This is a genomic window from Kitasatospora sp. NPDC057500, assembly GCF_042802195.1.
Taxonomy (GTDB): Bacteria; Actinomycetota; Actinomycetes; order Streptomycetales; family Streptomycetaceae; genus Kitasatospora.
Window position 1 is genome coordinate 1 of record NZ_JBHVER010000043.1, and the last position, 23,333, is coordinate 23,333.

Annotated in this window: 24 protein-coding genes; 12 read left to right on the forward strand and 12 right to left on the reverse strand. The window is 75.8% G+C overall.

The window, feature by feature from the left end; genetic code table 11:
* Positions 1 to 104 precede the first annotated feature (104 nt).
* The 3 genes from ACFU74_RS12460 to ACFU74_RS12470 form a co-directional block, all read right to left on the reverse strand.
* Positions 105 to 479 carry an RNA polymerase-binding protein RbpA gene (locus tag ACFU74_RS12460; RefSeq protein ID WP_030306127.1) on the reverse strand — a complete coding sequence of 125 codons (375 nt, stop codon included), beginning with the start codon at positions 477 to 479 and terminating at the stop codon, positions 105 to 107.
* 299 nt (positions 480 to 778) lie between these two features.
* Positions 779 to 2,437, reverse strand: a complete 1,659-nt coding sequence (locus tag ACFU74_RS12465) for a hypothetical protein (RefSeq protein WP_380755553.1) — start codon at positions 2,435 to 2,437, stop codon at positions 779 to 781.
* 131 nt (positions 2,438 to 2,568) lie between these two features.
* A complete protein-coding gene (locus ACFU74_RS12470) occupies positions 2,569 to 2,763 on the reverse strand; it encodes a hypothetical protein (protein ID WP_350541028.1) in 195 nt (64 codons plus the stop codon).
* 248 nt (positions 2,764 to 3,011) lie between these two features.
* Between ACFU74_RS12470 and ACFU74_RS12475 the strand changes: the two genes are divergently transcribed.
* From ACFU74_RS12475 to ACFU74_RS12485, 3 genes are all read left to right on the forward strand, one after another.
* Positions 3,012 to 3,416, forward strand: a complete 405-nt coding sequence (locus ACFU74_RS12475; protein ID WP_380755555.1) for an ankyrin repeat domain-containing protein — start codon at positions 3,012 to 3,014, stop codon at positions 3,414 to 3,416.
* 24 nt (positions 3,417 to 3,440) lie between these two features.
* Positions 3,441 to 3,983 carry a GNAT family N-acetyltransferase gene (locus ACFU74_RS12480; protein WP_380755557.1) on the forward strand — a complete coding sequence of 181 codons (543 nt, stop codon included), beginning with the start codon at positions 3,441 to 3,443 and terminating at the stop codon, positions 3,981 to 3,983.
* Between the two features lie 81 nt (positions 3,984 to 4,064).
* Positions 4,065 to 5,153: a serine hydrolase domain-containing protein gene (locus tag ACFU74_RS12485; RefSeq protein ID WP_380755559.1), complete on the forward strand. Its 1,089-nt coding sequence runs from the start codon at positions 4,065 to 4,067 to the stop codon at positions 5,151 to 5,153.
* 15 nt (positions 5,154 to 5,168) lie between these two features.
* Here the strand turns inward: ACFU74_RS12485 and ACFU74_RS12490 are convergent, their stop codons facing one another.
* From ACFU74_RS12490 to ACFU74_RS12500, 3 genes are all read right to left on the reverse strand, one after another.
* Complete coding sequence (locus tag ACFU74_RS12490) at positions 5,169 to 5,831, reverse strand: vitamin K epoxide reductase family protein (RefSeq protein WP_380755561.1); 663 nt, start codon at positions 5,829 to 5,831, stop codon at positions 5,169 to 5,171.
* Between the two features lie 65 nt (positions 5,832 to 5,896).
* Positions 5,897 to 6,715 carry a thioredoxin domain-containing protein gene (locus ACFU74_RS12495; RefSeq protein WP_380755563.1) on the reverse strand — a complete coding sequence of 273 codons (819 nt, stop codon included), beginning with the start codon at positions 6,713 to 6,715 and terminating at the stop codon, positions 5,897 to 5,899.
* Positions 6,716 to 6,877: 162 nt separating this feature from the next.
* Positions 6,878 to 7,555, reverse strand: coding sequence for a hypothetical protein (locus tag ACFU74_RS12500; protein WP_380755565.1), 678 nt, complete (start codon positions 7,553 to 7,555; stop codon positions 6,878 to 6,880).
* Between the two features lie 501 nt (positions 7,556 to 8,056).
* Here ACFU74_RS12500 and ACFU74_RS12505 point away from each other — a divergent pair.
* The 4 genes from ACFU74_RS12505 to ACFU74_RS12520 all read left to right on the forward strand — a co-directional run bounded on the left by ACFU74_RS12505 (position 8,057) and on the right by ACFU74_RS12520 (position 11,432).
* Positions 8,057 to 8,449: a hypothetical protein gene (locus ACFU74_RS12505; RefSeq protein ID WP_380755567.1), complete on the forward strand. Its 393-nt coding sequence runs from the start codon at positions 8,057 to 8,059 to the stop codon at positions 8,447 to 8,449.
* On the forward strand, positions 8,446 to 8,832 hold the full coding sequence (locus ACFU74_RS12510) for a hypothetical protein (protein ID WP_380755569.1): 387 nt from the start codon (positions 8,446 to 8,448) through the stop codon (positions 8,830 to 8,832). The genes ACFU74_RS12505 and ACFU74_RS12510 overlap by 4 nt, the downstream gene beginning before the upstream one ends.
* 197 nt (positions 8,833 to 9,029) lie before the next feature.
* The gene (locus tag ACFU74_RS12515) at positions 9,030 to 10,274 is read left to right on the forward strand and encodes a cytochrome P450 (protein ID WP_380755625.1); all 1,245 of its coding nucleotides are present in this window, start codon (positions 9,030 to 9,032) and stop codon (positions 10,272 to 10,274) included.
* A 279-nt stretch (positions 10,275 to 10,553) separates the two neighbouring features.
* Positions 10,554 to 11,432: a CHAD domain-containing protein gene (locus ACFU74_RS12520; RefSeq protein ID WP_380755571.1), complete on the forward strand. Its 879-nt coding sequence runs from the start codon at positions 10,554 to 10,556 to the stop codon at positions 11,430 to 11,432.
* 9 nt (positions 11,433 to 11,441) lie between these two features.
* On the opposite strand, the gene ACFU74_RS12525 is transcribed toward ACFU74_RS12520, so the two are convergent.
* Positions 11,442 to 12,254 (reverse strand): uracil-DNA glycosylase, encoded by an 813-nt coding sequence (locus ACFU74_RS12525; RefSeq protein ID WP_380755573.1) that lies wholly within the window; start codon positions 12,252 to 12,254, stop codon positions 11,442 to 11,444.
* 136 nt (positions 12,255 to 12,390) lie between these two features.
* Here ACFU74_RS12525 and ACFU74_RS12530 point away from each other — a divergent pair, with 136 nt between their 5' ends.
* On the forward strand, positions 12,391 to 13,371 hold the full coding sequence (locus ACFU74_RS12530; protein ID WP_380755627.1) for a slipin family protein: 981 nt from the start codon (positions 12,391 to 12,393) through the stop codon (positions 13,369 to 13,371).
* 76 nt (positions 13,372 to 13,447) lie between these two features.
* Positions 13,448 to 13,915, forward strand: a complete 468-nt coding sequence (locus tag ACFU74_RS12535) for a CBS domain-containing protein (RefSeq protein ID WP_380755575.1) — start codon at positions 13,448 to 13,450, stop codon at positions 13,913 to 13,915.
* A gap of 18 nt (positions 13,916 to 13,933) precedes the next feature.
* On the opposite strand, the gene ACFU74_RS12540 is transcribed toward ACFU74_RS12535, so the two are convergent.
* Both ACFU74_RS12540 and ACFU74_RS12545 read right to left on the reverse strand, forming a co-directional pair.
* On the reverse strand, positions 13,934 to 14,347 hold the full coding sequence (locus ACFU74_RS12540) for a PaaI family thioesterase (protein ID WP_380755577.1): 414 nt from the start codon (positions 14,345 to 14,347) through the stop codon (positions 13,934 to 13,936).
* Positions 14,348 to 14,378: 31 nt separating this feature from the next.
* Complete coding sequence (locus ACFU74_RS12545; RefSeq protein ID WP_380755629.1) at positions 14,379 to 17,363, reverse strand: FAD-binding and (Fe-S)-binding domain-containing protein; 2,985 nt, start codon at positions 17,361 to 17,363, stop codon at positions 14,379 to 14,381.
* Positions 17,364 to 17,807: 444 nt separating this feature from the next.
* Here ACFU74_RS12545 and ACFU74_RS12550 point away from each other — a divergent pair, with 444 nt between their 5' ends.
* Complete coding sequence (locus ACFU74_RS12550; RefSeq protein ID WP_380755578.1) at positions 17,808 to 18,062, forward strand: hypothetical protein; 255 nt, start codon at positions 17,808 to 17,810, stop codon at positions 18,060 to 18,062.
* Positions 18,063 to 18,847: 785 nt separating this feature from the next.
* Here the strand turns inward: ACFU74_RS12550 and ACFU74_RS12555 are convergent.
* On the reverse strand, positions 18,848 to 19,861 hold the full coding sequence (locus ACFU74_RS12555; protein ID WP_380755579.1) for a glycosyltransferase family 2 protein: 1,014 nt from the start codon (positions 19,859 to 19,861) through the stop codon (positions 18,848 to 18,850).
* 216 nt (positions 19,862 to 20,077) lie between these two features.
* On the opposite strand from ACFU74_RS12555, the gene ACFU74_RS12560 reads away from it, so the two are divergent.
* Positions 20,078 to 21,319, forward strand: a complete 1,242-nt coding sequence (locus tag ACFU74_RS12560; RefSeq protein WP_380755581.1) for a threonine/serine exporter family protein — start codon at positions 20,078 to 20,080, stop codon at positions 21,317 to 21,319.
* Positions 21,320 to 21,326: 7 nt separating this feature from the next.
* On the opposite strand, the gene ACFU74_RS12565 is transcribed toward ACFU74_RS12560, so the two are convergent.
* Positions 21,327 to 21,890, reverse strand: a complete 564-nt coding sequence (locus ACFU74_RS12565; protein ID WP_380755582.1) for a GNAT family N-acetyltransferase — start codon at positions 21,888 to 21,890, stop codon at positions 21,327 to 21,329.
* 139 nt (positions 21,891 to 22,029) lie between these two features.
* On the opposite strand from ACFU74_RS12565, the gene ACFU74_RS12570 reads away from it, so the two are divergent.
* A complete protein-coding gene (locus ACFU74_RS12570; protein ID WP_380755583.1) occupies positions 22,030 to 22,419 on the forward strand; it encodes a VOC family protein in 390 nt (129 codons plus the stop codon).
* A gap of 61 nt (positions 22,420 to 22,480) precedes the next feature.
* Here ACFU74_RS12570 and ACFU74_RS12575 read toward each other — a convergent pair whose 3' ends face one another.
* The gene (locus tag ACFU74_RS12575; protein ID WP_380755585.1) at positions 22,481 to 23,158 is read right to left on the reverse strand and encodes a transglycosylase SLT domain-containing protein; all 678 of its coding nucleotides are present in this window, start codon (positions 23,156 to 23,158) and stop codon (positions 22,481 to 22,483) included.
* Positions 23,159 to 23,333: the final 175 nt, after the last annotated feature.

Sequence of the window (23,333 nt, forward strand, 5' to 3'; positions counted from 1 at the left end):
CCCGTGCACGGTGCACGGGCGCGCGGTTGCGTAGGCCCATGCGAAAGGGACCCTGGTGACCAGGGTCCCTTTTCGCATGCCCCCGCCCGTCGGCGGGAGCGGGGTCAGGCGCTCTTGCGGGTGTCCCGCGGGTGTACCGCGAGGTTCATCCCACCGGAGCGGAGCACGGCCAGCCGCTCGGCCAGCACCTCCTCCAGCTCCTCGCGCGTCCGGCGCTCCATCAGCATGTCCCAATGGGTGCGCGTCGGCTTCACCTTCTTCTCCTCCGGCTCGTCGCCGTCGAGGAGCACCGCCTCCTGGCCACAGAAACGGCATTCCCAGGCCTGCGGAATCTCCGCCTCGACCGAGAAGGGAACCTCGAATCGGTGTCCGTTCTGACATGCGTACTCGACGGTCTGGCGGGGAGCCAGATCGATACCGCGGTCGGTCTCGTAGCTAGTGGCCCCGAGTCGCGTGCCGCGGAGAGCTCGCTCGCTCATGAATCGTGCCTCCCGGGCTTATGGCCCACAGGACTAGTGGTCGCTGTTCTTCGTCGTTCGGTCAACGCTCGGCTTCCGACGAAGATTCCCGTCCCGGGACATGCGTCGTCTGTCGTGCCGCCCCTGTTTGTACCCACCAGCGCCCGATTTGTCACATCTGGCCGGTGATATCACCCCAGGTGTCACCTATTTCACATCTGGCGATCGGTCGGCCGTTCCCGGACGAGCGTACCGGGAGGGGGGTCGGCGGCCCGCGCCGCCCCTCCCGTCCCCGGTGCCGGTGCGCCGGTGCGCCGGTGTCAGGCGAGCGGTCGGAAGCGTAGCGCGGCCGGGCCCTTGGCGAGGTCCACCCCGGTGTGCGCCTCCGGGTCGAGCTCCACCTGGACGGTCGGCGGGCCGTCCGGGAGCGGCTGGACGACCTGGACGACCTGGACGGGTTGGACGGGCTGCGGGGCCGGGGCGGGCGCCTCGGTGCGGGTGTCGCGGTGCGGCAGCAGGGCGATCACCGCGTCCCGCAGCGCGGCCGGGGCGTCCTCGTCCAGCGGGTCGACGGTGGCCGGCACCTGGAGGCGGACCGGGGCGCCGTTGCCGATCCGGGCGTAGCCGCGCCCGGCCGGGGTCCGGGTCGCGGGCACGATGTCCAGCGGCACGCCGAGCGCCGCGAGGCCCTCCTCCGGGCCGGTCGGGCCGAGCACCACCCGGGCCCGGGTGGTGGCCCGCAGGCTCGGGGAGATCCGGTCCCGGGCCTCGACGTCGTCGGCGACCACCACGGTGACCCGGGCGGCCCGGCCGTGCCGCAGCGGCAGCTCCAGCAGGTCCTGCGGGTCCGGGCGGCCCTCGGCGTGCGCCAGCTCGCTCAGCTCGGTCGGGTGGTCGAGCAGCAGCCACAGCGGCCGGGTGGCGTCCTCCGGCGGGGTGGTGCCGGAGTGCCGGGCGGCGTTCAGCACGGTGAGCCGGCGCCCGGTCTCCTGCGCGACCCACTGCAGCGCGGCCAGCGCGCCGTGCAGGCTGGTCTCCACGGTGTGCACCCCGGGCCGGTTGACCAGGCAGGCGTGCTCGCCGGTCCCGGCGCCGTCGATCACCACCAGGTCGGCGAACGGCAGGGCCTGGAGCGCCACCGAGCGGATCAGGCTGGAGGTGCCGTGGCCGCGGACGCCGAGCGCCAGCAGGTGCGGCTCGGCCGAGCGCGGGCCGGTGCGCCAGACCACCGGCGGCTGCTGGACGAGCGCCCCGCCCTGGTGCACCGGGATGGTGCGGGCGCTGCCGTCCTCGTCGGTGAAGCCGAGCACGATCTCGCCCGGCGCCGTCACGAACCGCTGGGCGGCGATGTCCGCGGGCAGCGGTGCCAGGGCGGCGATCCGCAGCCGGTTGGACTCCTCGTCCCAGTCGAAGCGGTACTCCCGGGCGCGCCCGGCCTTGCCCTGGACGACCTGTTCGATCCGGGCCCGGGCGGCCGGCTCGGTGTCGGTGAAGTACGCCGGGTAGGCGATCTCCAGCCGGACCAGCCGGCCCTCGGCGTCGAACTCCCAGCCGGAGAAGACGTCCCGGTAGCCGCCCTCGTGGTGGTAGAGCGGGCCGAACCCGTCCGGCCCGGCCAGGTACGGGGTGAGCGCGGCGTACAGCGCGGCGAGCTTGACGTCGGCGACGTCCGGCTCGGGCGGGGCGGGCGGCGCCTTGGGCGCGCGGCCCGCCCAGGCGGCGCTGGCCATCAGCGCGATCAGCGCGAACAGCAGCCCGTGCGGCAGCAGGTAGATCCCGGTCAGCATCGCGGCGGTCAGGAAGAGCGTCGGGCCGCGCCGGTCCTTCGGGGTGGCCTGCCAGCGCTCCTTGGCCCAGGCGGCGTGGTGGCGCAGCCCGCGGCCGATGACGGTGAGCGGCGCGAACATGTCGGAGGCGTGGTCGCCGGCCGTGCGGACGAGGTCGCGGCCCTTGCTGAGGTGGTTGCGGTTGAGCGGCATTGCTGGCTCCCCGGGCGAGTGGGACGGTCGGTGGGAGGCGGGCTGCAAACGGCCGGGCCCGGGGGCGGTGGGATCCGCGTCCGGGCCCGTGCGGGGGAGTGGGGGGGCGGCCGGGGCGTGTCCGGCACGCCCTAGAACTTGATGCCGCCCAGCAGGCTGGCGAGGCTGGCGCCGCCGGCGGTGATGCTCGGCGCGATCGAGGAGCCGGCGACGTAGAAGCCGAAGAGGGCGCAGACGAGGGCATGGGAGACCTTCAGTCCGTCCCTGCGGAAGAAGAGGAAGGCGATGGTGCCGAACAGGACGATGCCGGAAATCGAGAGGATCACGGTCTGCTCCTCGGGGAGGGGGCGGGACGGTGCCACGGAAAGTGCCACAATCGTGACAAAAGGTAATAGCTGATGGAACGGGGCAAATGGGTGGTTTTCGGGTGTTGCCGCTCCGTGCCGGAAAGTTCGCCCGAACGGTCGCGCGACCCCCGCGCCCGCGCGTGGTGCGCTAGCGTGCGTCCGGCGCGACCACCGACAACGCCCGGACGGCCCCCGCGCGGGGCGCGTCCCCGGAGAAAGGCCGAGACATGACCGACACCCCCGACGCCGACGTGATCGCCCTGGCCGGCAAGCTGTTCGACGCCGCCCGCGCCGGTGACACCGCCACCCTCGCCGCGTACGTCGACGCCGGCGCCCCGGCCGACCTCACCAACGACCGCGGCGACACCCTGCTGATGCTCGCCGCCTACCACGGCCACGCCGCCGCCGTGACCGCCCTGCTGGAGCGCGGCGCCGACCCGAACCGCGCCAACGACCGCGGTCAGACCCCGCTCGCCGGCGCCGTCTTCAAGGGCAGCGACGACGTCCTCGACGTGCTGCTCGCGGGCGGCGCCGACCCGGCCGCCGGCATCCCGTCGGCCGTCGACACCGCCCGGATGTTCGGCAAGGAGGCGCTGGTCGCCCGCTTCGAGGGGCGGCCCGAGGCGGGCTGAGCCGGGGCCGTAGGCTTGACGACCATGGAGAGCACTACCACCGGCGGACCCTTCGTGCACGACACCAGGGACGGCGGCACAGAGATCCGGATCACCGGCTTCGGTCACCCCGACGCCCAGGTGCTCACGGCCGAGGTCCAGCAGGAGTACGTCCGCCGCTACGGCGAGGCCGATCTCACCGAGCTGCGCCCCGAGCACTTCGAGCCGCCCGCCGGGCTCTTCCTGGTCGCCTACCTGGACGGCGAGCCGGTCGCCTGCGGCGGCTGGCGAGCCAAGCAGGCCGAACCGTTCGGCATCCGCGCCACCGACGCCGAGCTGAAGCGGATGTTCGTCCGCCCCCGGGCGCGCGGCCGCGGCCTGGCCCGGGTGGTGCTGCGCCACCTGGAGCGGACCGCCGCCGAGGCCGGCCGCACCCGGTTCATCCTGGAGACCGGCACCGAGCAGCCGGAGGCCGTCGCGCTGTACGCCTCCGAGGGCTACACGGCGATCGAGAAGTTCGGCCTCTACCGCGAGCACGAGCAGAGCATCTGCCTCGGCAAGGAGTTCGACGGCGCGTCCGCCGTCTGACCCGCGCCCCGGCCGGGTAGCCTCCCGGGCGGGCCCGAGGGGTCCGGCCGGGAGGCTTCGCGCGATGGGGGAGCAGTACGGATGACCGGATCGCTCGCCGAACTCGCCGCGCCCGGTGGTCCCTTGGAGCGGCTGGTGAACGCCGGCCTGCGTGCCGCCGGGACCGGCGGCGTCTGGTCGGTCGGCGACACGGACGGCGTCCGTGGCCGCGGCTGCTCCGGCGTGCTCGGCCAAGGCCCGTACGGCGGACGGCCGATGGGCCATGACACGCTCTTCGACCTGGCCAGCATCACCAAGATCATCGCGCTCTGGCCGTGTGCCGGAGCCCTCTGGCAGGCCGGCCGCCTACCGCTCGACCGGCCGCTGCGCGACTACTGGCCGCCGGCCGAGGGTCGCCCCGTCGGTGCGGTGACGGCCCGTCAGTTGCTCACCCACACCGCCGGAATGCCGTTGCGCACCCGGTTCGCCGAGCTGTACGGGGACGACCCGGCGGCGATCCGGGCCGGGGTGCTCGCCGCGCCGCTGCACCGCCCGCCCGGCGTCGCCGTCGAGTACACCGACCGGGCCGCCGTCCTGCTCGGCCACCTGGTGGAGTCCCTGGCGGGCGCGCCGCTCGACGACCTCGCCGCCCGGCAGACCTGGCGCCCGCTCGGCATGGCCGACACCCGCTACGGCCCGCTCGGCCCCGGGCCCGCCGGCCGCACCGCCCCCACCGAGGACGAACCGGCGGCCGGCGGCCCGCTGTGCGGGATCGTGCACGACCCCTCCGCCCGGCTGCTCGGCGGCGTCTCCGGCAATGCCGGCGCCTTCTCCACCGCGCGCGACCTGGAACGCTTCCTCGCCGCGCTGCTCGCCCCGCCCGCCCCGCCCGCCCCGCCCGCCGGGCCCGCCGGGTCCGCGCGGCCCTGGGGCGAGCCGTGGACCGCCGAGTCGCTGCGGGTGCAGACCGGCGGACTGGCGCCCGCCCGCGGCCTGTCCTGGCTCTGCGCCGCCGGTACCGACCCCGTCGAGGGCACCTTCGTGCACTACGGCTTCACCGGCACCGGCATCTGGGTCTCCCGGCGCCGCGGCCGCTGGGCGCTGCTGCTCACCAACAAGGTCCACTACGACCGCGACTTCCGGCCGCTCACCGACCTGCGCAACGCCTTCCGCCGGGCGGTCTTCGGCTGAGGGGCCGGTGGGGCCTCAGACCAGGGTGGACCAGTAGGACCAGAACCGGTTGAGGATCAGCAGCGCGATCACCGCCGCCCACAGCACCGGCAGCGCCCAGTGGTAGCGGGCCGCCTCCCGGACCACCGGCCGCAGCCCCGGGCCGACCGGGATCACCCCGGAGCGCAGGTTGTGCAGCGTCGTGTACCAGAACAGCGGCACCACCGCCGCCCAGACCACCATGCAGTACGGGCAGAGCGCGCCGATGTCGTACAGCGCCTGGTCGATCAGCCAGTGCACGAAGCCCACCCCGAGCAGCGTGCCCGCCTGGAGACCGAGCCAGAACCAGCGGCGGTACGCGGCCCCCGCCAGGAGCCCGGCGCCGACCGCCGCCAGCGCGCCGAACGCGGCCAGGCCCAGCAGCGGGTTGGGGAAGCCGAACACCTCGGCCTGGTCGGTGCGCATCACCGAGCCGCAGCTGATCACCGGGTTGAGGTTGCAGCTGGGGACGTAGGAGGGGTCCTCCAGGATGCGGAGCTTGTCGAAGGTCAGCACGGCCGAGGCGGCCAGCCCGATCAGGGCAGTGAGCAGGACGAACAGCGAGAAGCCCCGGCCCGCGCCGATCGGCGCCGAGGCGGGCGCGGGGGCGGGGGCGGGGAGGCGGGAGGGGGAGCCGGGCAGAGCGGTCGATGCGGTCATGGCAGAGCACTCCGTGGGTGAGGAAGGGGCCGGCCCGGCCGGGAACTCGGCCGGGCCGGTGGTGCTCACTGCAAGCCCGCGGCCTGCTTCACCTGGGCGGTGAACTGCTCCGGCGTCGCCGGGCGGTTGCCGGGGAACAGCGTCAACGGCTTGCCGTCCACCTTCACCGCCGGCGTCCCGGTCACCCCGCTCCCGTTGAACGCGTCCGCGACCTTCTTCGCCCACGGCGCGTACGTCCGCTCGGTGACCGCCTTGACGAACGCGTCCGTCTTCAGCCCCGGCACCTGGTCGGCCAGCTCCAGCAGGTGGTTGACGTCGCCGAAGGCGTCCTCGCGCTCCTCCGGCTGGTTGGCGTACAGCACGTCGTGGTACGCCTTGAACTTGTCCACGCCCTCGTTCACCGCGGCGCCCATCGCGGCCAGCGCGGTGCGCGAGCCCTTCCCGCCGAGGTTCTTGTCCAGGAACGCGGCCAGGTGGTACTCGACCTTGACGGTGCCGTCGTCCGCCAACTTCTTGACGGTGTCGCCGTTGGCGGCCTCGAAGGTCTTGCAGACCGGGCAGCGGAAGTCCTCGAACACCTGGAGGGTGTGCGCGGCGTCCGGCTTGCCGTAGGTGATCACGGTGCCGTCCGGGCCGGAGGTGTTCGCCGGGACGACCAGCGCGGTCGGTTCGGCCGCCGCGGAGGACTTGTCGTCGCCGGCCGTGCTGATCGCCAGGGCGGTGCCGCCGGCCAGGGCGAGCACGGCGACGACCGAGACGCTGCCGACGATCAGCTTGCGGCGCTTGGCGGCCAGCTTCTCCTGGCGCTGCGCCTCCTGGATGCGCTCGCGGGCGCTGGTCTTCTGGGCCTGCTTGCGGGAGGGCTTCTGGTTGGGGTGAGCCATGCTCGGTCAACTCCGTGGTGGGGGCGCGCCGCGGGGCGCGCGGGGGTGTCCCGCTCCGGGGGCGTCGCACGGCGTGCTGGGCACGGGCGCGCGCGGGCCGAAGGGGTGACTGGTCGGGAAGCGGAGTCGTGCGCCGCCCGCCACGGGGCCTCGAAGGGCTCGTCAGCAGGCAGGCGCGAGCAGCGGCGGGCCGCGGCGCGGGGCCGGGCTCAGCACCACGTCCTCGCGGCGCGGGCGTCGGCGGTCCGACACCGGCAGCGGGAGCCGCAGCACCGGCCGGGCCGGCGCCGGGACCAGCAGCAGGACCAGCGCCCGCAGCGGCGTCGCGACGGCCTGGCGCAGCGCGCGCAGCGCCCGCCCGAGGCCCGACAGCGCGGCGTCGCCGAGCCGCAGCCAGGCGGCGGCGGCCAGCGCGATCACCAGGTGCACCAGCAGGAGCAGCACCTGGGTGGCGGCGGGCGCGAGGCGCCCGGAATGCCCCAACTGGCCGTAGAACAGCGAGGATCCGTCCACCGAGCCGCCGCCGCAGACCAGCAGGTTCATGCCGCGGGCAGGGAGGTCGCCGCCGAGGATCGGGCCACAGGTGGTCTGGCCCAGGTTGAAGGTCGTGTTGAGCAGCAGCTCCACCGGGACCATCACGGCCGCGATCTGCGACAGCCGCCGCTCCCCGCCGGCCAGCACGGCCGAGACCAGGAAGACGACGACGGTGGCCATCGCCACCAGGGTCAGCGGCAGCGGACGGCCGGTGATGAGGACCTGGCCCAGCGCGGACAGCGGCACGGCGAGCGCGGTGAACACCGCGGCCCGCAGGGCCCTCGTCGCGTGGGTGGAGGTCGTCACGCTCCGGAGTATGCCACGACGTTTACATCGTGCACGAGGGTGCGTCCGGGGTTGCGGCCGGATCGGGGCACAGGTTGTCCCGCATCGGTCGTTCGTTCGGGAAGCGGGGTCGGGGAGTTCACCGGCGCGATGGGTTTGGCGGGGCGGGGGCGGGTGACGGGCCGTCGGGCGCTGACGGGGGCGGTGGGACGGTCCGACAATCGGGCGATGGACTTCGCCCTTGGCCCGGGGCCGGTCGGACCGGCGGTGCAGGCGGTGCCGATGCCGTGGCATTGGCCGTGGCACTGCCCGTCGCCGTCGCCGTCGGCTTCTCCGCCTGCGCCCTCGCCGTCCGCGCCCGCGCCCGCGCCTTCGCCGAGCCCCGTCGTGCCGTCACCGACCGCCTCCCCGGCTCCGACGCCGGTGCCCTCGCCGGCTCCGGTGCCGGTGCCGGTGCCCGTGCCCGTGCCGTCGGTGACACCGACCTCGTCCCCGGCCGCCTCGCCGCACGCGGTGCAACCGGTGCCGACCCCCACCCCGACCCCGGTCGCCGTGCCGCCGCCGCGCGCCCCGATCACCGTGGAGGCGATGCCGCCGCCGGCGCCGCCGTCCGTCCGGCCGCCCGTGGCCAAACCCCCGCCCGCGCCCCTCCCGGCGCAGACCTCACCGAGCTGGACGGCCCAGCCCCCGCCGCCGCCCCCGGCCGCGCCCCCGTCGGCGGTGCCGCCGCCCGCCCCGAGTCCGACGGCCACCCTCGCGGTCGTCGCCGCCGCGCCCCCGCCGCCCGCCGCGCCGCCCGCCGCCGGCCTCGACCCGGTCACCTGGACGGCCGTGCTCGTCCTCACCGTCCTCGTCCCGGCCGCGCTCGCCGCCGCCCTCGGCCACCACCACGCCACCAACCGGAGCCGCCGATGAACCCCGCCCCCCTGCTGAGCGCCGCCGCGTGCGTGGCGCTCGCCGTCGGCGCCCTCGCCGTCGCCCACCGCGTCCGCCCGGCCGTCCCCGAGGGCGAATCCCCGCCCGAGCCCCACCCCGTGCTCGCCAGCATCGGCTCCGGCCTGCTGTCCGGCTTCATCCTGCTCACCGGCTTCCTGGTCGCCACCGGCTGGGCCGCCCGCACCACCGGGGCCGCCCCGCCCCGCGGGCTCTACCTCGCCGACCTCGCGGCCGGCACCGCCGTCCTCCTCTACCCGGCCCTCGCGGGCCTGCCCTTCACCGCCCGCTACACCACCGCCGTGGTCTTCTTCGCCGCCCTGGTCGGCTACACCATGTCGCTGGCCGCCCAACTCCGCCCCTGACGTCGGCATTCCGCCTGTCCGGGGGCGCGTTCGGGGCGCGCCGGGGCACGTGGAGGGAAGGGGATGCGCACTCGACAGGTGGCGCGTGGACAGACCATTCTCGAACGTACGTTCGTGGTCCGTCGCCTCAACCCCCGCGTGAAGGAGACCTCGTGGAACGTCAGTCGGAGAACCCGCCTGCCCCGCTGAACAGCCCGCTGAAGTGCCCGGTCGACCACTCGGCGCTCGTCCTGGACCCCACCGGGCGAGCCCGCGACGCAGAGATCGCCGAGCTGATCGCGCGCGGACCCGCCACGCCCGCCGACATCCTCGGGGTGCAGGCGTGGGCCGTGTCCGACCCCGACCTGCTGGAAGCCCTCCTCAAGGACCCGAGGATCGCCAAGAACGGCCAGCACCACTGGCCCGACTACGAGGCGGTGGCGGCCGGCTGGCCGCTGGCCCTGTGGGTGACGGCCCGCAACATGGCCACGACGGACGTCGAGCACCACCGCCGGCTGCGGCGCCTGGTGAGCGCGGCCTTCACGCCCCGCCAGGTCGCCGCCCTGGGCGGCCGCATCGAGGAGATGACCGCCGGGCTGCTCGACACGATCGCCGCCGCCGGGGCCGGCGGCGCCCCGGTGGACCTGCGGCAGCACCTGGCCCGCGGGCTGCCGATCCTGGTCATCGCCCACCTGCTCGGACTGCCCGAGGAGCTGCGCGACGGCTTCAGCCGGTACGTCGACGGGGTCTTCTCCACCACCCTCACCCCGGAGGAGTCCCAGGCCAACAACGTGGCCCTCTACGAAGTGATCGCGACGCTGATCGCCACCAAGCGCGAGCAGCCCGGCGACGACATGACCTCCCTGCTGATCACCGCCCGCGACACCGAGGGCGACGGCAGCGCCCTCACCGAGGAGGAACTGCTCGACACCATCATGCTGGTGGTCGCCGCCGGCTACGAGACCACCATCAACCTGATCGACAACTCCATCTTCCTGCTGCTCACCCACCGCGACCAGCTCGACCTGGTGCGGGCGGGCAAGGCGAGCTGGGAGGACGTGGTCGAGGAGTCGCTGCGCCGGGATGCGCCCCTGGCGCACCTGCCGATGCGCTTCGCCCTGGAGGACATCGAGCTGCCGGGCGGGATCACCGTCCACCGGGGCGAGGCGGTCCTGGCCTCCTACGGCGCCGCCGGCCGCCACCCCGCGCGCCACGGCGACAGCGGCGCCGTCTTCGACGTCACCCGGCAGGTCAAGGACCACCTCTCCTTCGGCCACGGCCCGCACTTCTGTCTCGGCGCCCCGCTGGCCCGCCTGGAGACCCGCACGGCCCTGCGCGCCCTCTTCGACCGCTTCCCGAACCTGGTCCTCGCCCCGGACGCCGACCTGGAGCCCGTCGACTCCCTGATCTCCAACGGCCACCGCACCCTGCCCGTCCTCCTGAACGCCCCCACCCGCCCCTGACACAACCCCCTGCCCGGGAAGTCGCCCACGGCGCGCCCCGGCAGGCCGGCCACCGGAGTGGAAAGTCGGCGAGGTCGACTTTCCACTCCGCAGTGGGTGACGGGGTGGCCTCGCGCACTCCGCGGCGGGGCGTGGTGGTCCGGGGTGGGCAAGGAGGGAGCGTGCACCTCCCGGCCGAAGGCTGGGGGCGTGCGTGCTCCGGCGGCGACCGCCTGGCGTGATCCGAAAGAGGGGGCCTAGCCTGGAAGGGTTCTGGCGGGCCCCGGGAGGGGGTTTGGCGTGGTCACCGTGGGTGAGGTGGTGCTCGGGCGGGTCCGGGAACAGGCCGAGGTGCTCGCCGGGCTGGACGAGGCGGTGCGGGTGGACCAGCCGGACGCGGTGCACCGGATGAGGGTCGCGTGCCGGCGGTTGCGCAGTGTGTTCCGCACGTACCGGCGGCTGCTCGCGCCGGGTGCGACGGACGAACTGGTGGCCGAACTGCGGTGGCTGGCGGCGGCGCTGGGGCGGGCCAGGGACCGTGAGGTGCTGGGGGAGCGGCTGGTCGCGCGGGCGCGGGAGCTGCCCGCGGAGTGCGGGCCGGAGCGGCTCGCGGCGGAGCTGGAGCGCTGGGGGCGGGCCGAGTACCGGCGGGTGCGGCCGGAGGTGGTGGCCGCGCTGGACAGCCCGCGCCGCCGCGCCCTGGCGGACGGCCTCGCGGCGCTGCTGGCCGACCCGCCGCTGCGCGGCCGGGCGGGGCGGGCGGCCGGTCCGGAGCTGGCCCGGGTGGCCGCGCGGGAGCAGCGGCGGACGGCGGAGCGGGTGCGGGCGGCGCTCGCGGGTGGCGCGGAGCGGGACGGGGCGGAGCAGGACGAGGCGCTGCACGAGGCCCGGAAGGCGGCCAAGCGGGCCCGGTACGCGGGCGAGACGGCGGTGCCGGTGGCGGGCCGGGCGGCCGAGCGGTACGTGGCGCGGATGAAGGCCGTCCAGGAGGTGCTGGGCGAGCACCAGGACGCCGTGGTGGCGGCGGCCGCGCTGCTCGGCCGGGCGGGCGCGTCCAAGCAGCCGTTCGGCTACGGCGTGCTGTACGGGCGGCAGTTGGCGGAGGCGGAGCGGGCCCGGCTGGCGCTGCCGCAGGTGTGGGCGCGGGCCGCGCGGCCGAAGCTGGCGCGCTTCGGGTGAGCGGGCGGGTCAGTCCTCGGCCGGGCCGAGGCCGGCGGAGCGGGCGGCGGTGCGGAGCAGTTCGCGCAGCATGGCGGTGCTGAGCCGGCCGGTGTTGGTGTTGCGCGGGCTCACGTGGTAGCAGCCGTACAGCTCCAGCGGCGGGCCGCCGTCGCGGGCGGGCAGGGTGACGTGGGCGCCGTGGCCGAACGGGGGGCGGGGGCGGGGGAGCGTCCAGCCGGCCGTGTCCAGGGCGGGGAGCAGCGCCTGCCAGGCGAAGCCGCCGAGGGCGACGACGCTGCGCACGGTGGGGCGCAGCAGTTCGAGTTCGCGGGCGATCCAGGGGCGGCAGGTGTCGCGTTCGGCGGTGGTGGGCTTGTTGTCGGGCGGGGCGCAGCGGACCGGGTCGGTGATCCGCACGCCGTGCAGGGCGAGGCCGTCGCCGTGGCGGACGGATTCGGCGCGGTTGGCGAGGCCGAGGCGGTGCAGCGCGGCGTAGAGCAGGTCGCCGGAGGGGTCGCCGGTGAAGATCCGGCCGGTGCGGTTGGCGCCGTGCGCGGCGGGGGCGAGGCCGACCAGGACGAGCGGGGCGTCGGGCGGGCCGAAGCCGGGGATCGGGCGGGCCCAGTAGTCCCAGTCCAGGTAGGCGCGGCGTTTGGTGCGGGCGCTCTCCTCGCGCCACTCGACCAGCCGGGGGCAGGCCCGGCAGCCGGTGACGACGCGGTCGAGGACGGTGAGGTCCGCGGCGCGGGCGGCGGCCTCGGCGGGGTGGCGCGGGTGGTCCGGGTCGTCGGCGGGGTCCGGCGGGCCGGCGGGGTCCGACGGGGCTGGGGACTGCGGCATGGCGACGATCCTAGGGCGCGCACGGGGTTCGCCCGGGAGCGGCCGGGCAGGCGTAGCGTGGAACCAGCGGTTCCGGCGGGCGCCGGCCGGGCGGGTCGGCGGCGGCCGGGGCTCGCTGCTGCGCGAGGAGGCCGTCATGGTCGTCGATGTGGTGCTCGGGGTCGTTGTCGCGGTGCTGCTGGTGGCGGCCGTGGCGGCCGGGTTGAGCGTCCGGGTGGTGCAGCAGTTCCAGCGCGGCGTGGTGTTCCGGTTCGGGCGGGTGCGCGAGGAGGTGCGGCAGCCGGGACTGGTCGCGCTGGTGCCGGTGGCGGACCGGCTGCGCCGGGTGAACGTGCAGATCGTGACGTTGCCGATCCCGGCGCAGGAGGGCATCACCCGGGACAACGTGACCGTCCGGGTGGACGCCGTCGTGTACTTCCGGGTGCTGGACCCGGTGAAGGCGATCGTCAATGTGCAGGACTACAACTTCGCGATCTCCCAGGTGGCGCAGACCTCGCTGCGCTCGATCATCGGCAAGAGCGAGCTGGACGACCTGCTGGCCAACCGCGAACCGATCAACCAGGGCCTGGAGCTGATGATCGACAGTCCGGCGTTGGGCTGGGGGATCGAGATCGACCGGGTGGAGATCAAGGACGTCGCCCTGCCGGAGGCGATGAAGCGCTCGATGTCCCGGCAGGCGGAGGCCGAGCGGGAGCGGCGGGCGCGGATCATCACGGCGGACGGCGAGTACCAGGCGTCCGCGCGGCTGTCGGAGGCGGCCGCGGTGATGAGCTCGACCCCGGCGGCGCTCCAACTGCGGTTGTTGCAGACGGTGGTGGAGGTCGCGGCGGAGAAGAACTCGACGCTGGTGCTGCCGTTCCCGGTGGAGCTGCTGCGGTTCCTGGACAGCGCGGCCGAGACGCACCGGCGCGGTGTCGCGCAGCGTGACGGTGACGGCGGCGGTGGCGTCGCCGGTCCGGCGTCCGGCCCCGGCGTGGTGGAGGCGGAGCCGGCAGCGGTGGAGGAACCGCCGCTGCCCGGTCTGGAGCAGCTCGAACTGCCTCCGCTGGAGGAGGTGTTGGACCGCTCGCCGCGGGATTCCCGGAATCCGGGGCGGGGCGGCGGCGGTGCGGCGTAGCGGGCCCGGTGGCGGGGCTCCCGGCGCCGGACCAGGATGGAGACGTGGGAGTGGCAGGCACGTCAGGAGGCCGATCATGACCAATGCGGGCGACATCATGCACCGGGGCGCCGAGTGCGTGCGCGAGCACGAGACACTCGCCGCCGCGGCCAGGATCATGAAGGACCGCGGAGTCGGCGCACTGCCGATCTGCGGGGAGCGGCAGAAGCTCCTGGGCATCCTCACCGACCGGGACATCGTGCTCAAGTGCGTGGCCGAGGGCCTCGATCCGCAGCAGGTGACGGCGGGCGACGTGGCCCAGGGGCGGCCGATGACGGTGGAGGCGGACGAGGACGTCGAGCAGGTGCTGCGGGTGATGGAGCAGTACCGGGTGCGCCGGCTGCCGGTGATCAACCACCCGGAGCACGAGCTGGTCGGCATGATCAGCGAGGCGGACATCGCGCGCGGCATGCCGCAGGCGCTGGTGGCGGAGTTCGTGACGGCGGTCTGCGCCGAGGACCCGCCGCGCTCGAAGGAGGTGCGGGAGACGCCGCAGAACGCGTGAGGGCGGTAGCCGGGCGGCTCAGGCCAGCGCGTAGACCGCGGTGGCGTGGGCCGCCGGGTCCTGCTCGCCCTCCGCGGTGAGGGTGATGTCCAGGAAGGCGATCCGCCGGCCCAGCCTGGTGACCCGGGCGGTCACCAGGACGTCCCGCCCGGTGACCGCGCGCTGGAAGCTGGTCGACTGCTGGACGGTGGTCATCGGGCCGAAGCCGCCCCGGGCCGCCGAGACCGCGATCACGCAGGCGGTGTCGGCGGCCGCCATCAGGGCCTGCCCGCAGAGCGCGCCGCCCTCCCGGGCCAGCTGCTCGGACCAGGGCAGGCGCAGCACGGCGTGCTGCTCGCCGGTGCCGGTCACCGACAGGCCGAGCGCCAGCACCCAGGGGGCGAAGTTGTCGGCCAGGATCTTGTCCGCCTCGGCGGTGGTGAGGGTGGTCATGCCGCCATTGTGGGGCCGGGGGCGTGCGGTGTCAGGGGTTCGGCCGCTCGTCGGGCGGTCGCTCCCGCAGCGCCCGTTGCATCAGCTCCGCCAGGTGCAGGGCCCGCCGGCCCTCGGCCAGCTGGGCGATCTGGGTGCGGCAGCTGAAGCCGTCGGCGAGGATCACGGTCTGCGGCCCGGCGGCGCGGACCTCCGGGAGCAGGACGCGCTCGGCGATCGCCGCCGACACCTCGAAGTGGCCGCGCTCGAAGCCGAAGTTGCCCGCCAGCCCGCAGCACCCCGAGTCCAGTACCCGGTTGGCGACGCCCATCCGCCGCTCCACCCGGCGGTCCGCCGCGCTGCCGAGTACGGCGTGCTGGTGGCAGTGGGTCTGGGTGACGGCCTCCACCGGCAGCTGCGGCAGCGGCGCGTCCGGCGCGAACTCGTCGATGAACTCGGCGAAGGTGCGGGTCCGTTCGGCCAGCGGGCGGCCCTCGGCGCCGAGCAGGCGCGGCACCTCCTCGCGCAGCGTCGCGGTGCAGCTCGGGTCGAGCCCGACGACCGGGGTGTCCGCGGGCAGGCCGGTGGCGGCGAGCGCGGCCAGGCTGCGCCGCACCACCCGCCGGGCGCCGGGGAGTTGGCCGGTGGAGTACCAGGTGAGACCGCAGCAGACCGGGCCGGCCGGCAGCCGGACGTCGAAGCCCAGGTGCTCCAGCACCTCGACGGCGGCGCGCAGCACCTCCGGTTGCAGGTGGTTGGCGAAGGTGTCCGGCCAGAGCAGTACGGGCGGCGCACCCGCCGGGGGCGGGCCGGCGGCGGCGCGGTGGCGCCGGTGCCAGCGGGTGAAGGGCTCCGGCGGCAGGACCGGCAGCACCCGGCGCGGGTCGACCCCGGCGATCCGCTTGAGCACGCCGGCGGCGGGTGAGCGGGCGAGGGTGTTGGCCAGGACGGGGGCCAGGCCGGGCGCGAGGGCCGCACCGCGCAGCCAGAGCGGCAGCCGGCCCAGCGCGTAGTGCGCGGCGGGGCGCGGGCGGTGCCGGTAGTGCTGGTACAGGAACTCGGTCCGGTAGGCGGCCATGTCGACGTGGACCGGGCAGTCGCTCGCGCAGCCCTTGCAGCCGAGGCAGAGGTCCAGCGCCTCGCGGACCTCGGCCGAGCGCCAGCCGTCCGGGATCGCGCCCCCGGCCGGGCCGCCGCCGCGCAGCATCTCGGCGAGCAGCCGGGCGCGGCCCCGGGTGGAGTGCCGCTCCTCGCCGGTGGCCATGTAACTGGGGCACATCACCCCGGTGGTGGGATCGACGCACTTGGCGACGCCCACGCAGCGGCGCACCGCCTTGGCGAGGCTGCCGCCGTCCTGCTCGTACGGCAGGGCGAGCGGCAGCGCGCGCACCGGGCCGGTGAACCTCAGATCGGCGTCGAGCGGGCGCGGATCGACCACCGTGCCCGGGTTGAGCAGCCGCTCGGGGTCCCAGATCCTCTTGAACTCCCCGAACAGGCCGATGACTTCGGGTGAGTACATGCGCGGCAGCAGCTCGGCGCGGGCCTGCCCGTCACCGTGCTCGCCGGAGAGCGAACCGCCGTACGAGACCACCAGGTCCGCCGCCTGCTCCATGAACTCCCGGAACACCAGCGCCCCGTGGGGCTCGGCGAGCGGGAAGTCGATCCGCAGGTGGACGCAGCCCTCGCCGAAGTGCCCGTACGGCACGCCGCGCAGGCTGTGCCGGCGCAGCAGCGCGCGCAGTTCGCGCAGGTAGTCGCCGAGCCGGTCCGGCGGGACGGCGGAGTCCTCCCAGCCGGGCCATGCCTCGCCGCCCCCGGGCAGCCGGGTGACGGTGCCGGCGCCCGCCTCCCGCACGCCCCACAGTTGGCGCTGCTCGGCCGGGTCGGTGACCACGGCGGCGGTGGCGGTGCGCTCGCGCCGGACGGCGTCGGCGAGGCGGCGGGCCGCGTCCAGCGCCTCGCCGGGGGTCGCGCCGCCGGTCTCCAGGAACAGCCAGCAGGCGCCGTCGGGCAGCCGGTCCAGGGCGGGCGGGCGCGGGCCGGCGGCGATCAGCGCGGCGATCAGGTCGGCGGCCATGCCCTCCACGGTGAGCGGGCCGAGCGGCAGCAGCGCGGGGACGGCGTCGGCGGCGGCGGTCTCGTCCGGGTAGCCGGCCAGCACCAGGGCGCGGGCGGGCGGCTCCTCGACCAGCCTGACGGTGGCGCCGAGCAGCAGCGCGCAGGTGCCCTCGGTGCCGGTGAGCGCACGGGCCAGGTGGTGGCCGCGTTCGGGCAGCAGCGCGTCCAGCGGGTAGCCGGAGACCCGGCGCGGCAGCGCGGGCATGCCCTGGCGGATCACGGCCAGGTTCCGGTCGGTGAACTCCTGGAGGCGGTGGTGGAGTTGGCCCACCCGTCCGGGCAGGGCGGCGAGCGCGGCGCGCCCGGCGGCGTCCAGCGGGCCGCCGACGGTCAGCTCGGTGCCGTCGGCGAGCAGCAGGTCCAGCGACTCGACGTTGTCGGCGGTGCGGCCCCAGGCCACCGAGTGCGCGCCGCAGGAGTCGTTGCCGATCATGCCGCCGAGCGTGCAGCGGCTGTGCGTGGACGGGTCGGGCCCGAACCGAAGCCCGTACGGGGCGGCGGCGCGCTGGAGGTCGTCCAGGACGGTGCCCGGCTCGACCCGCGCGGTGCGGCGCTCGGGGTCCACGCCGAGGACGGCGCCCAGGTGGCGGCGGAAGTCGAACACCACCGCGCCGGGGCCGATCGCCTGCCCGCCGATGCTCGTCCCGGCGCCGCGCGCCACCACCGGGGTCCCGTAGCGGCGGCAGAGCGCGAGCGCGGTGCGGACGTCGTCCAGGTCGGCGGGTTTGACCACGCCGAGCGGCAGCTGGCGGTAGTTGGAGGCGTCATGGCTGTAGACCGTCCGCTCGGCGGCGCCGAACCGCACCTCGCCGCGCAGCACGGCGGACAGCTCGCGGGCCAGGTCGGTGCCGGGCGCGGTGTCGGGGCGGCTCACGGGCGGGTCCTCCCTGCCGGCGTCGAGTACGGCTGAGCCGATCATCGCAGCCACGCCCGGCGGGCGGTACCGGGAAGGGCCGGCCGGGCGGCCGGGGCGTCCGGCAGGGTCGGTGTCCATGATCACCGACCCTCACGACGACGACCGCCGCTTCCTCGCCCACCTGCCGGTCGGCGAGCGCCTCCCGGTCCCCGAGGACGCCGCACCGGCCTGGGACATCTTCCCGTACCAGCCGCCCGAGGACGGCGAACTGCGGGTGCGGGCGCTGGACGCCCCCGAACTGCCCGAACCGCCCGGCACGGCGAGGCCGGCCCGGCGGAGTGCAACGAGTGCGGGCGCCCGGACGAGGACTACATCTGGACCGACGCGCACTGGCGCCTGCGGGCCTTCGGAGAGCCGCACGGCCTGCCCGCCGTCCTGCTGCTCAACCCGCGCGGCCACCACGACCTGCTCGACCTCCCGCCGGCCCGGGCCGCCGAGCTCGGCCCGGTGCTCCAGCGGGTCGAGCGGGCGATCCTCGCGCTCGGCGGCATCGGCCGGGTCCACCTGAACCGCTGGGGCGACGGCGCGGCCCACCTGCACCTGTGGCTGATCGCCCGACCCGCCGGACAGCGCCAGCTGCTCGGCTCCACCCTGCCGCTGTGGATGGACGTCCTGCCGCCGCTCCCCGACGCCCTCCGCGCCGACACCCTGCGCCGGATAGCCGCCACCCTCGCCACCGGCGGCGGCACCGCCCACAGCTGACCGGTCCGGGGCGGGGCTGCTGCCGGAGGCGTCTGCCGGAACGCGGGCGTGAGCGGGCACGACGCGGCCCGACGCCTCCCGGCCGTCCCCGCCCTGCGCGACTTCTCCCGCGCGATGGCGGCGGCGGAGTCCGTCCTCGCGCCCGGCGACCCGTACCGCCGACACGGCTTCGGCGACCGGGGGACGCCGGGCTGCGAGGCGGCCGGGACGGACAACGGCTCCGAAGACTCGTGCACGAGTCCTCTCGGCGGCCGGAGCGATCACGCCGGGCTTCGACCACGAGTCGCGGCTGAGCCCGTGCACCGGCCACGGCACGGTGTGGCCGGGCGTCCTCGACACGGCGCCGGAGGCGTTCCGCCCCTTCGTCGTCGACGACGGGCCGGGCGCGCCGGAGGTGACGGTGTGCCTGCGGCGGGAGGCCGGCGACGACCGGTGGCACTGCGGGGACGTCCGCTTCGGCCCGACGGACGGGGGCGACCCGGGTGACGCCCTGATCCCGCCGGCGGCCGACGGCAGCGGATCCCGACACCGTCCGCCACCTCCCGTGCCGCGCCCGCCGGCCTCCGGGTGGTCACGGCGTCCAGCCCGGACCCCGACCCCGACCGGCTGCGCCCGGCGCCCACCGTCATCGGCCACCCGGTAGGGGACCCCATCGGCGGTCTGCCGCCGCCCAGTTGAGGATGCCGGTGCCGACGGCGGGGGGCCGACCGCCGCCGGCGCGGTGTGCGGGGAGGGCGGCGGGAGCGCCGGGTGGTGTCGTGGGTCCCCGTCGGTGTCGTCACTCCTCAGCGGCGGCGGGCCGCTCCGGTGAGGGTGCCGGCGGCGATGTGGGAGAGCTTGGCGACCTCGAAGGCCGGGTAGGCGCCCCCGGCGAGCAGGGAGAACTTGACGCCCTCGCGGCCGGTGGGGCGGCGGTGGCCGGGGGGCTGGAAGCGGCGGTGGTGGTCGGCGGCGCGGTGGAAGAACTGGGGGCGTTCGGCGCGGGTGACGCAGCCGGCGAGGTCGAAGACGAAGAGGTAGTGCCGGATCATCCGGGTGAACAGCGCCTCCCGGACGGCGTCCGGCGCGTCGAGGACGTCCAGCAGCGCGAACGTCCGCTCGTACTGCTCGAAGATGTCGAAGCTGCTGCTGCCCGGCGAGCCGGTCGGGTGGACGGTCTCCCGGCGGCGCAGCTGCACGCACGCGCGGGGCAGGGCGGCGATCCGGCGGGCCGTCAGCATCGCCCGGTGCACGGGCGGGATCTCCTCGTACCGGCCGTCGGGGAAGGACAGGCCCTGCTGCAGCCAGTGCGACCGGGCGATCAGGCGGTCCCAGGCCAGCGCGGGCGCGCCCAGCAGCTCCGGGCGGTCCAGCGGGGCGAACACCTCGGGCCCGGCCCCGGCGAGCAGGGCCTCGGCGCCGCCGGGCCAGTCCCGTCCGCCGTGCTGCCGGGTGTGGCCGAAGAGCAGCAGGTCGACCGGCCCGGTGCGGGCCAGCCGGTCGGCGAGGGACCCCAGGGCGTCGCGGGCGAGCAGGTGGTCGGCGTCGAGGAAGAGCAGGTACTCGCCCCGGGCGTGGGCGGCGCCCGCGTTGCGGCTGACGCCGACGCCGACCGCCGCGTCCAGGCGCAGCACGGACACCTGGGGGTGGCGGGCCGCGTAGCGCTCGGCGAGCTGCGCCGGGCACTCGGGGGAGCGGTCGGCGACCACCAGCACCTCGAAGTCGCGGACGGACTGGGCGAGCAGCGAGTCCAGGCAGTCCACCAGCTGTTTCCGCTGGTCGTAGGCGGGGATCACGACGCTGATCAGGGGTGAGGGCATGACGCGGGAGCGTAGGAGCGCCTGCGGACGGTGGCAAAGGCCTGACGGCCCGTAGGCCGGGCAATCCCGGGCAAACCGTACGGACGTGCGCCATATCTTCACCGGGTGCTCCGGGCGCGTCCACGTCACGACCCCGGCCCGCCCCGACGCGCGCCGTTCCCGGCCGGCGGGCAGGCTGGAGGCGTCACCACGGCGGGACGCGGACGGAGGCGGGCATTGGAACAGCCGGCGAGGCCACCCCGGGTCGGCGAACTCACCGCCTTCCTGGCCCGGCTGACCACCGTGCTGCTGCGCAACAGCGGCGAGGGCGTCGAGCAGCTGGAGCCGGCCGTGGCGGGCGCCGCCCGGGCGCTGGGCGGCTCGGCGCGGCTGCTGCTGGTGCCCGAGGGCGCGGTGCTCACCGTCACCGCCGGCGGCGGGAGCAGTACGGTGACCGTCCGGGCCTTCCCCGAGGTGTTCCGCCTCGACCAGGTGGCCGCCGTCCGGCCGCTGCTCGCCGACCTGGCGGCGGGACGGCTCACCCTGGCCGCCGCGGCCGGACGGCTCGCCGCCCTCGACACCGCCCCGCCGCCGTACCCCTGGTGGGCGAAGGGGCTCGGGATCGTGCTGTTCTCGCTCGGCTTCGCCCCGCTGATGCAGCCCACCTGGTGGGAGGTCGGCTCCACCGCCGTGCTCGCCTCGGCCAGTGCGGCCCTGGCGCTGGCGGCGGGCCGCCGGCCCCGGCTGAGCCCGGTGCTGCCGCTGGCGGCGGCCGTCGTGGTCTCGGTGATCGCGCTGCTGGTGTTCGCCCGCACCCCGGCGCACGGCGGACCGGTGCTGATCATGCTGCCCGCGCTGTTCTTCTTCGTCCCCGGCGACTACCTGAGCGCCGCCACCGCCGAACTCGCCGCCGGACACCTCACGCCGGGCGCGGTGCGGCTGGTCTACGCGGTGTTCCTGCTGCTCCAGCTGTACGTCGGGGTGCTGATCGGACTGGCCGTCACCGGCCGCGACCGGCACGCGCTGTTCGATGTGACGGCCGCCCAGGACCTGCCGCGCTGGGCGCTGTTCACCGCGTGGATCGTCTTCACCGCGGGCACCGTGCTGGCCTTCGCGATCCCCGCCCGGTTCGGGCCGGTGCTGCTGCTCCTGGTCTACCTGACGGTGGCGGCGCAGACCCTGGCCACCTGGCTGGCCGGCGAGGTGGCCGGGACCTTCGCCGCCGCCGTCATCCTCAGCGCCGCCGCGACCCGGCTCGCCGCCCGCCCGGGCGCGCCGCCGCGGCTGATCCTGCTGCTGCCCGGGTTCTTCACCCTGACCGTCGGCTCGCTCGGCCTGCGCGGCCTCACCGACCTGGCCGGCGGTCACCCGATCGGGGGGTTTCGGGACCTGATGGAGCTGGTGACCCTGGTGACGGCGATCGCGATCGGGCTGTTGACGGGCGAGGTGGTGGCGGCGGTGCGCAGGAGCCGCCCCTGACGGCCGTTCAGTGCGCGCCGACGACCGCCGTCCGGGCCCGCGCCGGGGCGCCGTCGGCGGCCAGCCCGCGCACGTACCGGTCGAGCGGGGGCCCCGTCGGCTCCGCCACCTGCCCGGAGTACCGGAACCCGGCCCGCCGGGCCACGGCCGCCGAGGCGTGGTTCTCCGGGTCGACCCGGATCACGCCCTCGCTCGCGCCCTCCCGCGCCGCGTACCCGCACACCAGGTGCACCGCCCGGGTCACCAGGCCCCGCCCGCGCCAGGCGGGGTAGAGGCCGTACGCGATGTTGACCTGCCCGGGCGCCAGGCACGGCATCGCGAACCGCAGGTCGATGGTGCCGGCGAGCACCGGCTCCGGCCCGGTCCGGATCCCGAAGACCCGGGCCGGCCCCCGGTACACCCACTGCGCGGTGCACCGCCGTACGTACTCCTCGGTGCCGGCCCGGGTGCTCGGTCCGCCGTTCAGCCACCGCACCAGCAGTTCGTCCTCGCCGGCCAGGTGCGCGTCGATGTCCGCCGCCCGGAACGGTGTGAGCGTGACGACCCCGTCGGAGAGCCTCACTTGGTCCATGGGTCCCACTCTCGCGCCCCGGACAGGCCCGGGACCACCGGGATTTCGGCCAGCTCGCGGCCGGGCCGCACGCGGTTCCCGAGCGGCCGCCCGGAAATGGCGGACAGGACCTGTCCTAGACGCCGTGCACACTGCTCGCATGACGACGACGAACTTCCGGGGTCTGGCCACCATCCGCTACCACGCCGAGGAGCTCGAAGCCGCCCGCGCCTGGTACACCGAGGTGCTGGGCGTCGAGCCCTACTTCGAGCGGCCCGACTACGTGGAGTTCCGGCTCGGCGACCACAGCCAGGAGCTGGGCATCTCCCGCACGCCGTCCGCCCCGGCCGGCGTCGTGGCGTACTGGCACGTGGACGACGTGGACGCGGTCATGGCGCGGCTGCTGGAGCTGGGCGCGGCGCCGCACGAGCCGCTGCGCGACTACGGGCCGTTCCGGGCGGGCGCGGTGCGCGACCCGTTCGGCAACGTCCTCGGCGTGATGTTCAACCCGCACTTCCTCGACGTGCTCGCCGGGGCCTGGCGTGGCTGAGGAACGCCGCGAGCCCGCGGGCGGAGGGCCTGCGGGCTCGGGAAAGGGCGGAGGGACCGGCTCAGTACCAGTGGTGGGACTGCCAGAACGCCCAGGCTCCGCAGGGGCTGCCGTAGCGGGAGTTCATGTAGTTCAGGCCCCACTTGATCTGGGTGACCGGGTTGGTGCGCCAGTCGGCGCCGGCCGAGGCCATCTTGGAGCCGGGCAGTGCCTGGACCAGGCCGTAGGCGCCGGAGGAGGGGTTGGTGGCGGTGACGTTCCAGCTGCTCTCGCGGGACACGATGTTGTTGAAGCACTGGAGCTGGCCGGCCGGGACGATCTGGGCGGCGATCTGGCGGGGGCTGCCGGAGTAGGCCGGCTTGCTGTTCAGCGCCGAGCGCTCCTGCGAGCGGGAGGCGGCGGCCTGGGCATCGGCCTTGGCCTTCGCCTCCGCTTCCGCGCGGGCCTTCGCCTCGGCCTGCGCCTGGGCGGCGGCGTCCGCCTCGGCCTGGGCCTGCGCGGCAGCGGCGGCGGCCTGGGCGTCCGCCTGGGCCTGCGCCTGAGCCGCGGCCTGGGCCTGCGCCGCGGCCTGCGCCTCCGCCGAGGTGTCGCCGGCGGTGCCGACCACCGCGGCCGCGGGGGCCTCGGCGACGGCGGTCCCGCTGTCCGGGATGGCGAGGGCGGCGGTGGCCGCGCCCGCCACCACCAGGGTGGCGATGCCGGTGATCAGCGAGTTGCGGCGGGCATGGCTGAGCTGCATGGAGCGGGCGTTCCTTTTCCGTCGGGGTGCCGTCAGGTGGCCGTCCGGGCGTGCCGGCCCCGGGCGGGGCCGCTCGGGGAGCGGCCCGCGGTGGCGTACGGGACGGCCGTGGGCGCCTGCCGCGCCGGTGCGGAGGGCGCGGGGCGGGAGGGGATGCGCGGCGGGGGGACCGGCC